Raw genomic sequence first — 10,719 nt, 5'->3', positions numbered from 1 at the left:
TGTTGTTCAATCTGCTGTTCCCGCTGGCCGACGACTTCCAGCTTTTCAACCTGTTCCGGTACATCACGTTCCGGACGGGCGGGGCCATGCTGACGGCACTGATCATCAGCTTCGTCATCGGCCCGGGCGTCATCCGCTGGCTGAAGTCCATGCAGGGGTCGGGGCAGCCCATCCGCACCGACGGGCCGGAGACGCACCTGAAGAAGAAGGGCACGCCCACCATGGGCGGCCTGATGATCATGATCTCGGTCCTGATCTCCACCATTCTGTGGGTGGATGTGACCAACGCCTACACCTGGATCGTGCTGCTGGTGACGGTGGGCTTCGGCCTGGTCGGCTTCGGCGACGACTTCCTGAAGCTGACCAAGCGCAACACCAAGGGCCTGTCCGGCCGGGGCAAGATGGTGGCCATGATCGCCGTCTCCGGTGTCGCCACCGCCTGGTACCTGCATGTGGCGCAGAGCCCGCTGGACACCAGCCTGGCTGTGCCCTTCCTCAAGGACGTGCTGATCCCCCTGGGCTTCCTGTTCGGCCCCTGGGCGGTGTTCGTCATCGTCGGGTCCAGCCATTCGGTGAACCTGACGGACGGGCTGGACGGCTTGGCCATCGTGCCCATCATGATCGCCGCCGCCAGCTTCGGCCTGATCGCCTACCTCTCGGGCAACGCCGTCTTCGCCAACTACCTGCAGATCCATCACGTGCCCGGCACGGGTGAACTGGCGGTGTTCTGCGGCGCCCTGGTGGGTGCCGGCCTGGGCTTCCTGTGGTTCAACGCGCCGCCGGCCATGGTGTTCATGGGCGACACGGGCTCGCTGGCCATGGGCGGCGCGCTCGGCACCGTCGCCGTCATCACCAAGCATGAGCTGGTGCTGGCCATCATCGGCGGCCTGTTCGTGCTGGAAACCGTGTCGGTCATCGTACAGGTCGCCAGCTTCAAGATGACGGGCAAGCGGGTGTTCCGCATGGCGCCGCTGCACCACCACTTCGAAAAGAAGGGCTGGTCGGAGCCCACCGTCGTCATCCGCTTCTGGATCATCGCCGTCATCCTGGCCCTGGCCGGCCTGTCCACCCTGAAGCTGCGTTAAGCCCCGCCCATGTCCCAGCCCATCCTCCTCCCCTCCTTCAAAGGCCGCCGCGTGGCGGTGATGGGCTTGGCGCGTTCCGGCCTGGCGGCGGCGCGCGTGCTGGCCGCCAGCGGGGCCGACGTGCTGGCCTGGGACGATGGCGCCGGGGGCCAGAAGGCGGCGGAGGCCGCCGGCATCCCCCTGACCAACCTGCATGAGGCGGATCTTTCGGGTGTCGCCGCCCTGGTGCTGTCGCCTGGGATCCCCCACACCTTCCCGGCACCACATCCGGTGGCGGCCAGCGCCAAGGCCGCCGGCGTACCCATCATCGGCGACGTGGAACTGCTGCGCCTGGCCCAGCCGGACGCGGCCTACGTCGGCATCACCGGCACCAACGGCAAGTCCACCACCACCGCCCTGACCGGCCACATCCTGGCCCATGCCGGCCGCACCCTGGCCGTGGGCGGCAACCTGGGCATCCCCGTCCTGACCTTCCCGGCACTGGGTGAGGGCGACGTCTATGTTCTGGAGATGTCCAGCTATCAGCTGGAGCTGACGCCCTCCCTGGGTTTCGACGCCGCCGTGCTGCTGAACATCACGCCCGACCACCTGGACCGGCACGGCGGCATGGACGGCTACATCGCCGCCAAGCGCCTGATCTTCCAGGCGGATGCCCGCGACCCGTCCAAACCCCCGGCCGTCGCCATCCTCGGCGTCGATGAGCCCAACACCGCCACCATGGCCGACAGCCTGGAGAGGGAAGGCGGCCGCAAGGTCGTGCGCATCTCATCGGAACGCGTGGTCGCAGGCGGCGTGCACGCGGCGGACGGCGTGCTGGTGGACGACACCGATGGCCAAGCCCGAGCCGTGGTCGATCTGCGCCAGTGCGCCGCCTTGCCCGGCCGCCACAACTGGCAGAACGCCTGCGCCGCCTACGCCGCCACCCGCGCCGTGGGCGTGGCGCCCGAGGTGATCGCCGAGGCGATGCGCACTTTCCCCGGCCTGGTCCACCGCCAGCAGACCATCGCCACCCTCGACGGCATCCGCTTCGTCAACGACAGCAAGGCCACCAACGCCGACGCCGCGTCCAAGGCCCTGGGCTGTTACGAGGACATGTACTGGATCGTCGGCGGCAAGGCCAAGGAGGGCGGGCTCAGCGGCCTGGAACCCTTCATGGGCCGGGTGCGCCACGCTTTCCTGATCGGCGAGGCGACCGAGGAATTCGCCCCCTGGCTGGAGGGCAAGGTCAGCTATGGCCGCTACGGCACGCTGGACCAGGCCGTGCCCGCCGCCTACGCCATGGCCAGGGAAGCCATGAAAGCGAATGAGGCCGGCGGCACGGTGCTGCTATCGCCCGCCTGCGCCAGCTTCGACCAGTATCCCAATTTCGAGGTGCGGGGCGACGCCTTCGTCCGCATCGTGCGCCAGTTGGCCGACCAGTTGGAAACCGGAAAGGACGGGGCGTCATGATCACGCTGTCGCGTACCGACCAATCCGTCATCGGCCGCTGGTGGTGGACCGTCGACCGCTGGACCCTGGCCACCGTCTTCCTCATCGCCACCATCGGCGTGGTGCTGATCCAGGCCGCCAGCCCACCGGTGGCGGAGCGCATCGGCCTGGATAACTTCCACTTCATCCAGCATCACGTGATGATGCTGATCCCCACCCTGATCATCATGGTGGGCGTGTCGCTGCTGTCGCCCAAGGGCGTGCGGCGCATGGCCATGATCATGTTCCTGCTGTCGCTGGTGGGTGTGGCCCTGACCCTGGTGTCGGGCGTGCAGATCAAGGGCGCCACGCGCTGGATCCACCTGCCCGGCCTGTCGGTCCAGCCCTCGGAATTCATCAAGCCCGCCTTCGCCGTGGTCGCCGCCTGGCTGTTCGCCCAGGCCCGGCACACCAACAACGTGGTCTATTTCGGCGTCTGCATCGTCTTCTACCTGATGATCGTGGCCCTGCTGCTGATGCAGCCGGACCTGGGCATGACCTTCGTGGTCAGCGCCGTGTGGTTCGGCCAGTTCTTCATCGCCGGCCTGCCCATCCTGCTGGTGGCGGTGCTGGTGGTCTGCGGCCTGTCCGGCCTGGTGGGCGCCTATTTCCTGTTCCCGCATGTGCAGAGCCGCGTGAACCGCTTCCTGGATCCCGCCGCCGGCGACAACTATCAGGTCCAGCGCGCGCTGGACGCCTTCCAGCACGGCGGCCTGTGGGGCACCGGCCCCGGGCAGGGCACCGTCAAGATGACCATCCCCGACGCCCATGCCGACTTCATCTTCGCCGTGGCGGGGGAGGAGCTGGGCATGCTGTGGTGCCTGTTCATCGTGCTGCTGTTCGGCGTGGTGGTGATGCGCAGCTTCGCCCGGGCGTATGGCGAGCAGAGCCTGTTCGTCATGCTGGGCTCGGCGGGCCTGGCCATGCAGTTCGGCCTGCAGGCCTGCATCAATATGGCGTCCAGCCTGCACATGATGCCGACCAAGGGCATGACCCTGCCCTTCATCAGCTATGGCGGTTCCTCCCTGATCGCGCTGGGCATCGGCGTCGGCATGCTGCTGGCCCTGACCCGCAAGCGCTTCGGCCAGGGGGACCTGCCGTGACCGCTTCCACCATGGGCCCGATCGTCCTGGCGGCCGGCGGCACCGGCGGCCACCTGTTTCCGGCGGAAGCGCTGGCCCGCACCCTGCGCGCCCGGGGCCTGCCCGTCGTGCTGGTGACCGACACGCGCGGCCATGCCTTCGGCGAGGGACTGTCCGACATCCCGGTGCACCGGGTCAGCGCCGGCACGCCCGGCCGGGGACTGGTGTCCAAGGCGCGCACCGCCCTGTCCCTGCTGGCCGGCACGATGCAGGCCCGCCGTATTCTGAAGGATCTGAAGCCGGCCGCTGTGGTGGGCTTCGGCGGCTACCCCTCCGTCCCCACCGTGTTCGCGGCCCAGCGCCTGGGCATCCCCGTGGTGCTGCATGAGCAGAACGCCGTGATGGGCCGGGCCAACAAGATGCTGGCCGGCGGCGCGCGGCTGATCGCCACCTCCTTCCCCCAGGTCAGCGGCCTGCCCCGCCACGTGGCCAGCGTGCGCACCGGCAACCCCGTGCGCCCGGCCATCCTGGACCTGGCCAGCCGGCCCTACACGCCTCCCACCAGCACCCTGTCCGTCCTGGTGACGGGGGGCAGCCAGGGCGCCTCCGTCTTCAGCACCATCCTGCCCGCCGCCGTCGCCCGCCTGTCACCGGAGCATCGCCTGCGCCTGAGCATCAAGCAGCAGGCCCGGCCGGAGACCATGGAGCAGGCGCGGGAGGGGTACGCCGGCCTGGGCGTTGACGTGGAGTTGGCCCCCTTCTTCCGCGATATGGCCGGCCGGCTGGATGCCTGCCACCTGGCCGTTTGTCGTTCCGGTGCCGGAACGGTGGCGGAATTGGCCGTCGCTGGCCGTCCCGCCATCCTGGTGCCCTACCCCCAGGCCATGGACGACCACCAGACCGCCAACGCCAAGGCCCTGGTCGAGGCCGGCGGCGCCTGGCTGATGCCGCACGCCCAATTCACGGCCGAGGCCCTGGCCCAGCGCCTGGCCGCCTTCCTGGACGACCCGGCGCCGCTGGTGCTGGCGGCCGCCGGTTCCCGCTCCTTCGCCATTCCGGACGCGGCCGAGCGCCTGGCCGACGCGGTGCTGAACGTCGCCCGGGGCGGGAGGGTCGCCGCATGAGCACCCCTCGTAAGACAGGCTTCCCCAGGGTGCTGCCCTTCGCCTATGGTCCCGCCGCCGCGGGCTGGACCCGCGCGCATTCCCCCTATCGCAGCGGAGACGGCCAATGAGGGCGATGCCCCTGTCCATCGGCACCATTCATTTCGTGGGCATCGGCGGCATCGGCATGTCCGGCATCGCCGAAGTGCTGCACAATCTGGGCTATTCGGTCCAGGGCAGCGACCTGGCCGACAATTACAACGTCAAGCGCCTGCGCGACCTGGGCATTCCCGTGTCCATCGGCCAGCGGGCGGAGAATTTGGGCGACGCCGCCGTCGTCTGCATCTCCTCCGCCGTGAAGCGTGACAACCCCGAGGTCATGGCCGCCCGCGCGGCCCTGATCCCCGTGGTGCGGCGCGCCGAGATGCTGGCGGAACTGATGCGCCTGAAGTGGTCGGTGGCCATCGCCGGCACGCATGGGAAAACCACCACCACCTCGCTGGTGTCGGCCCTGCTGGACGGCGCCGGCTTCGACCCCACCATCATCAACGGCGGCATCATCAACGCGCTCGGCACCAACGCCAAGCTGGGCTCCGGCGACTGGATGGTGGTCGAGGCGGATGAGAGCGACGGCACCTTCACCAAGCTGCCGTCCACCATCGCCGTCGTCACCAACATCGATCCCGAGCACCTGGATTTCTACGGCACCTTCGACAAGGCCCGTGAGGCCTTCGACCAGTTCGTGCAGAACATCCCGTTCTACGGCTTCGCGGCGCTGTGCATCGACCATCCCGAGGTGCAGGCCCTGATCAGCCGGGTGGACCGCCGCATCGTCACCTACGGCTTCAATCCCCAGGCCGACCTGCGCGCCACCAACCTGCAGACCACGGTACAGGGCGCCTTCTATGACGTCGTCGTTTCCGACCGCGTGGCGGGGGAGGAGCGGACCATCACCGGCCTGCACCTGCCCATGTATGGCCTGCATAACGTCCAGAACTCGCTGGCCGCCATCGCCGTCGCCCTGAATATGGGCATCAACGACGACAGCATCCGCCAGAGCCTGGCCAAGTTCAGCGGCGTGAAGCGTCGCTTCACCAAGACAGGCGAGAGCAACGGCATCGTCGTCATCGACGATTACGGCCATCACCCGGTGGAGATCGCGGCGGTGCTGAGTGCCGCGCGCACCGCCGGCAATGGCCGCACCATCGCCGTGGTCCAGCCCCACCGCTACACCCGGCTGCAGAGCCTGTTCGAGGAATTCTGCACCTGCTTCAACGACGCCGACGCCGTCATCGTCGCCGACGTCTATGCCGCCGGCGAGACGCCCATCCCCGGCGTCGCCAAGGAAGCGCTGGTCGATGGCCTGCGCACCCACGGCCACCGCCACGCCCTGCCCCTGCCCTCGCCCGAGGCGCTGCCGTCCATGATCCGCGACATGGCGCGGCCGGGCGATCTGGTTGTTTGCCTGGGCGCCGGCAGCATCACCACCTGGGCCAACGCCCTGCCGGCGGAGTTGGACCGCCTGTTCGGCACCGCGATCCCCGGTTCACGCAACGGGGGGAGCCAGGGCTGACATGATGGCGGAACGGCGCATGACGGACGAGGGGGAAATCAGCCGGGGCACCGCCCTGCTGCGCCGCCTGCCGTCCGTGCGCGGCCGCCTGACGCCCGACGCCCCGCTGGGCCCCCTGACTTGGTTCCGCGTGGGCGGCCCGGCCGACGTGCTGTTCCGCCCGGCGGACGAGGACGACCTGGCCCAATTCCTGGCCGGCTGCCCGGCCGACGTGCCGGTCACCGTCATCGGTGTCGCCAGCAACCTGCTGGTTCGCGACGGCGGCGTGCGCGGCGTGGTCATCCGCCTGGGCGGCAGCTTCGCCCAGGTCTCCGTCGACGGTGGTCGGGTCCACGCCGGCGCCGGCGCCCTGGACCTGACCGTGGCGCAGACGGCGCAAGCGGCCGGCCTGTCGGGGCTGGAGTTCCTGTCCGGCATCCCGGGCACCATCGGCGGCGCCATCCGCATGAACGGCGGCGCCTATGGCGGCGAGACGGTGGACGTGATCGAGACGGCGGTGGGCATCGACCGCCAGGGCCGCCGCCGTGTCTACAGCCGCGACGACCTGCACCTGACCTACCGCCACTGCGGCGTGCCCGAGGACGTGATCTTCGCCGCCGCCACTCTGCGCGGAACGGCTGGCGACAAGGCCACCATCCAGGCCCGCATGGACGAGATCGCGGCCGCCCGGGCCGCCAGCCAACCCGTGCGCGCCCGCACCGGCGGCTCCACCTTCGCCAATCCGCCGGGCGAGAAGGCCTGGGCCCTGGTGGACAAGGCCGGCTGCCGCGGCCTGGTGGTCGGCGGCGCCCAGATGTCGGAAAAGCACGCCAATTTCATGCTGAACCTGGGCGACGCCACCGCGGCCGATATCGAGGCCCTGGGCGAGGAAGTGCGGCGCCGCGTTCTGGAGACGTCGGGCATCACCCTGCGCTGGGAAATACGCCGCATCGGGGTGCCCTTGGACCAGGGTTGAGCCGCCCGCGAATCAGTCCTGAGCGGGTGCGGCAATCGCTAAAGGCCGAGTCGATTTTCGACCCGTCCGGAGGACATAGGGAAGGACTACGGGTAGTTATACCCCGGTTGCACCGGCCTGGACATTTCAACGCTATAGCTAGCGGTTTTCAAAAAGAGGCGCCAAAAAACTCACAAAATGTTGCGTTTCCCAGCGGTTCTGCAAAGGTGGGCTATCCTCTAGGGATTGTGTCGCCTGGCTGAACCGCCTCAGCCGATAGGGAGCCGTTTGATGAGTGGTCACCAGCCTAAGCATGTCACCGTCCTGATGGGCGGGTGGTCTGCCGAGCGCGAGGTGTCGCTTGTCAGTGGCGCGTCCATCGTCACCGCCTTGGAATCCAAGGGTTATGTCGTACGCGCCGTGGATGTGCAGCGCGACCTGGCCGGCCTGCTGGCCGCGCTGACGCCCAAGCCCGACGTGATTTTCAACGCCCTGCACGGCCGGGGCGGCGAGGACGGCATGATCCAGGGCGTGCTGGAATATCTGGGCGTGCCCTACACCCATTCCGGCGTCATGGCCTCCGCCGTCGCCATGGACAAGGCCATGACCAAGCGCGTGCTGGGCACGGTGGGCATGCCCATCGCCCAGGACGTCATCGCCACCCGCGAGGCGGTGCTGGCCGGTCATGTCATGGAACCGCCCTACGTCATCAAGCCGGTGGACGAGGGCTCCAGCGTCGGCGTGCGCATCGTGCGCGCCGGCCACAACGGCCCCGCCATCGAGGCGGAGCACTGGGTCTATGGCGACACCGTCATGGTGGAGAAGTTCATCCCCGGCCGCGAGCTGACCGTGGGCGTGGTGGGCGACCGCGCCTTGACCGTGACCGAGATCGTGGCCAGCACCGAGTTCTTCGACTATACGGCCAAATACACCGAGGGCCACGCCGTCCACGTCTGCCCGGCCCAGATCCCGGCAGAGGTGGCGGAAGAAGCCAAGCGCCTGGCCCTGCTGGCCCACCAGACCCTGGGCTGCAGCGGCGTCAGCCGCAGCGACTTCCGCTGGGACGATGGCAAGCCCGGCGTCACCGGGCTGTGCTTCCTGGAGACCAACACCCAGCCGGGCTTCACGCCCCTGTCGCTGCTGCCGGAACAAGCGGCCTACGTTGGCCTCAGCTACGCCGACCTGTGCGGCTGGATTGTGGAGCACGCGGCATGCCACGGGTGACCCATCCCTCCAGCCCCGGCTTGTTCCCCGAGGGCGACAGCCCGCGCAGCCGCATCGCTTATGAGACGCGGCGGACGACGCAGAAGGCCGCCCAGGCCGCCAACCGCCGCCGCGCCGTGCCGCGCTGGCAGCAGTTCCTGGGCCGCCGGGCCACCGTCATCGTGCCGCTGGCCCTGGTCGGCGGCCTTGTGCTTTGGGGCTGGGCCAGCGGCAAGCTGGCCGCGGCCGGCAACGCGGTGGATTCCGCCTTCCTGGACGTGACCGCGCGCGGCGGCCTGCGCGTGCAGGAGGTGCTGGTCAAGGGCCGCAAGGAAACCGACGGCGCCCAGGTGCTGGCCGCCCTGGGGGTGGAGCGCGGGTCGCCCATCCTGGGCTTCGACCCGCACGCGGCTCGCAAGCAGCTGGAGCAGATCCCCTGGATCGCCAGCGCCCGCATCGAGCGGCGCCTGCCCGACACCCTGTTCGTCGTGCTGACGGAACGCCAGCCCATGGCCATCTGGCAGCACGAGCAGAAGCTGGCCCTGGTGGATGCCGAGGGCACGGTGCTGACCGACCATAACCTGGACCACTTCCCCAACCTGCCCATCCTGGTGGGCGAGGGCGCGCCCAAGCAGGGCCGCGCCCTGCTGGCGGCGCTGGCGTCAGAGCCCACCATCCAGTCACGCGTCGACGCCGCCGTGCTGGTGGGCGCCCGCCGTTGGGATCTGCACCTGAAGGGCGGCCTGGAAGTGCGGCTGCCGGAAGTGAATTTCGAGGCGGCCGTGCACCAGCTGGCCGCGCTTGAGGCGTCGGACAAGATTTTGGAGCGCGACGTCGTCGCCATCGACCTGCGTGTGCCGGACCGGCTTGTTGTCCAATCCTCGCCCGCCGCGATCGCGGCCAAGGCGGCGGCGAAGGCCGCGGACAAGAAGCGCCAGGCGGCGGCCCAGGCCGCGGCAAAGAAGAACTGAGGGCGGACCAGACCATGGCATTCACCGTAACCGGCCGGTCCAAGCCCAAGCGCGTGGCGCGCGGCGGCACCATCGCCGCCCTCGACGTGGGCAGCAGCAAGGTCGTGTGTTTCATCGCCCGGGTGGAGGAGCCCGGCTCCATCCGTGTGGTCGGCATCGGCCACCAAGTGTCACGCGGCGTGCGCGCTGGCGCCATCGTGGACATGGAGGCGGCGGAGACCGCCATCGGCACGGCCGTGCACGCGGCCGAGACCATGGCCGGCGAGCAGATCCGCGAGGTGCTGGTGGGCCTGTCCGGCGGGCAGCCGGAAAGCCAGACCTTGACCGTAGAGACGGGCATCTCCGGTTCCGAGATCACCGACCACGACCTGCGCCGCGCCCTGGCCCATGCCCGCAACCTGAACGTCTCGGCGGATGCGGAGCTGATCCATTCCATCCCCGTGGGCTATACGGTGGACGGATCCAGCGGCATCCGCGACCCGCGCGGCATGGTGGGGGAGCGGCTGGGCGTGCGCCTGCATGTGGTGACGGCCGCCGCCGGCCCGGTGCGCAACCTGAATTCCTGCGTTGGCCGCTGCCACCTGGGCGTGGAAGGCTTCGTCATGTCCCCCTTCGCCGCGGGCCTGTCCTGCCTGGTCGAGGATGAGATGGACCTGGGCGTCACCCTGATCGACATGGGCGGTGGCACCACCAGCATCTCCGTCTTCTTCGACGGCAAGATGGTGTGGACCGACAGCGTGCCCATCGGCGGCAGCCACGTCACCAGCGACATCGCCCGCGGCCTGACCACGCCGCTGGCCCATGCCGAGCGGTTGAAGACCCTGTACGGCAGCGCCCTGCCCGCCCCATCGGACGAGCGCGAGATCATCGACGTGCCGCAGATCGGGGAGGAGGACCGGGCCCAGGCCCACCATGTGCCGAAGTCCCTGCTGGTCGGCATCATCCAGCCCCGGCTGGAAGAGGTGTTCGAGTTCGTGCGCGGCCGCCTGGACGCCTCGGGCTTCGCCAAGCTGGCCGGCCGGCGCGTCGTCTTGACCGGTGGCGCCAGCCAGCTGCCCGGCATGCGCGAGCTGGCCCAGCAGGTGCTGGACAAGCAGGTGCGCCTCGGCCGCCCCTTGCGCATCGGCGGTCTGGCGGAATCCGTGGGCGGTCCCGCCTTCTCTGCCGCCGCGGGCCTGCTGGCCTACGCCGTCCAGCAACATGCCGAGGCCCCGGCCCTGGCGCCCCTGATGGAGCCCAGCGGCGGCGGCTGGCTGGGCCGCATGGGCAACTGGCTGAGGGACAATTTATGACCCCGGCAA

The 10,719-nt window shown here is 69.4% G+C and carries 9 protein-coding genes; all 9 read left to right on the top strand.

Features of this window, described 5'->3' with window-relative positions; all coding sequences use genetic code 11:
• Nucleotides 1–2: 2 nt before the first annotated feature.
• The 9 genes from mraY to ftsA all read left to right on the top strand — a co-directional run bounded on the left by mraY (nt 3) and on the right by ftsA (nt 10,710).
• Nucleotides 3–1,085, top strand: a complete 1,083-nt coding sequence (gene mraY / locus FBZ88_RS12430) for a phospho-N-acetylmuramoyl-pentapeptide-transferase (protein ID WP_425465787.1) — start codon at nt 3–5, stop codon at nt 1,083–1,085.
• Between the two features lie 9 nt (nt 1,086–1,094).
• Complete coding sequence (gene murD, locus FBZ88_RS12425) at nt 1,095–2,534, top strand: UDP-N-acetylmuramoyl-L-alanine--D-glutamate ligase (RefSeq protein WP_145617240.1); 1,440 nt, start codon at nt 1,095–1,097, stop codon at nt 2,532–2,534.
• Nucleotides 2,531–3,655 carry an FtsW/RodA/SpoVE family cell cycle protein gene (locus FBZ88_RS12420; RefSeq protein WP_145617238.1) on the top strand — a complete coding sequence of 375 codons (1,125 nt, stop codon included), beginning with the start codon at nt 2,531–2,533 and terminating at the stop codon, nt 3,653–3,655. Before murD ends, FBZ88_RS12420 begins: the two co-directional genes overlap by 4 nt.
• A gap of 11 nt (nt 3,656–3,666) precedes the next feature.
• On the top strand, nt 3,667–4,758 hold the full coding sequence (gene murG, locus FBZ88_RS12415) for an undecaprenyldiphospho-muramoylpentapeptide beta-N-acetylglucosaminyltransferase (RefSeq protein ID WP_145617424.1): 1,092 nt from the start codon (nt 3,667–3,669) through the stop codon (nt 4,756–4,758).
• 106 nt (nt 4,759–4,864) lie between these two features.
• Nucleotides 4,865–6,310 carry a UDP-N-acetylmuramate--L-alanine ligase gene (gene murC / locus FBZ88_RS12410; protein ID WP_145617236.1) on the top strand — a complete coding sequence of 482 codons (1,446 nt, stop codon included), beginning with the start codon at nt 4,865–4,867 and terminating at the stop codon, nt 6,308–6,310.
• 1 nt (nt 6,311) lies between these two features.
• Entirely contained in the window at nt 6,312–7,265 is a 954-nt protein-coding gene (murB, locus tag FBZ88_RS12405; RefSeq protein WP_326485901.1) for a UDP-N-acetylmuramate dehydrogenase, read from the top strand.
• Nucleotides 7,266–7,535: 270 nt separating this feature from the next.
• The gene (locus FBZ88_RS12400; protein WP_088871866.1) at nt 7,536–8,468 is read left to right on the top strand and encodes a D-alanine--D-alanine ligase; all 933 of its coding nucleotides are present in this window, start codon (nt 7,536–7,538) and stop codon (nt 8,466–8,468) included.
• Nucleotides 8,456–9,418, top strand: a complete 963-nt coding sequence (locus tag FBZ88_RS12395; RefSeq protein WP_145617234.1) for a cell division protein FtsQ/DivIB — start codon at nt 8,456–8,458, stop codon at nt 9,416–9,418. Before FBZ88_RS12400 ends, FBZ88_RS12395 begins: the two co-directional genes overlap by 13 nt.
• 14 nt (nt 9,419–9,432) lie before the next feature.
• A complete protein-coding gene (ftsA, locus tag FBZ88_RS12390; RefSeq protein WP_145611491.1) occupies nt 9,433–10,710 on the top strand; it encodes a cell division protein FtsA in 1,278 nt (425 codons plus the stop codon).
• Nucleotides 10,711–10,719: the final 9 nt, after the last annotated feature.

Origin of the sequence: Nitrospirillum bahiense (genome assembly GCF_007828025.1) — a bacterium.
GTDB lineage: Bacteria > Pseudomonadota > Alphaproteobacteria > Azospirillales > Azospirillaceae > Nitrospirillum > Nitrospirillum amazonense.
Note: the sequence above shows the minus strand (reverse complement) of the source record. Positions and strands in the feature narration are given on the sequence as shown.